Source organism: Psychrobacter sp. T6-1 (assembly GCF_052258445.1).
This window is the reverse complement of record NZ_JBQQFC010000806.1, coordinates 1-544: the sequence shown is the minus strand read 5'-3', so window position 1 is coordinate 544 and position 544 is coordinate 1. Positions and strand designations below refer to the sequence as shown.

Genomic DNA, 544 nt, shown 5'->3' with positions numbered 1-544 from the left:
AATCTCAGGACGATTTAAGGTTACGGTTGCGATATAGTTTTCTGTGGTTACTAGTAGATTTTTATAATTATTCATATGATTTTGTCTCTTAGTTTTATAGCGGCTTTTCTTTCAATATAGTCATTCTATTTTGAAAAGTAAAAAGTGTGGCTGGTAGAAATTTTTGCAGCCTCTGTCGGCGTAGGCACAGCACGCAAGAAAATTCTTACCAGCCACATGCCAAATTTTCCATCATGCTTATAGACAAGAATTATCATCTATTAGGTTCAACCTACATTCTAAAGACACCAAACGTCGTCTCTTCTATTGGGGCATTGTGCGCAGCACTCAGTCCAAGCACCAATACCTTGCGCGTATCAGCAGGATCAATGACGCCATCATCCCAAAGCCGTGCAGTGGCATAATAAGGATGGCCTTGCTCTTCATACATATCACGAATCGGCGCTTTAAAGGCTTCTTCGTCAGCCTCGCTCCATGCCTCGCCTTTGCGCTCAAAATTATCGCGCTTGACCGTTGCCAGTACTGAGGCCGCTTGCTCGCCGCC

1 protein-coding gene is annotated in these 544 nt (G+C 43.8%); it reads right to left on the bottom strand.

What is annotated here, in order from left to right; genetic code table 11:
* Nucleotides 1–271 precede the first annotated feature (271 nt).
* The coding region (locus ACTXGO_RS16075) for a carboxyl transferase domain-containing protein (protein ID WP_443575227.1) at nt 272–544 on the bottom strand (273 nt) is incomplete at its 5' end.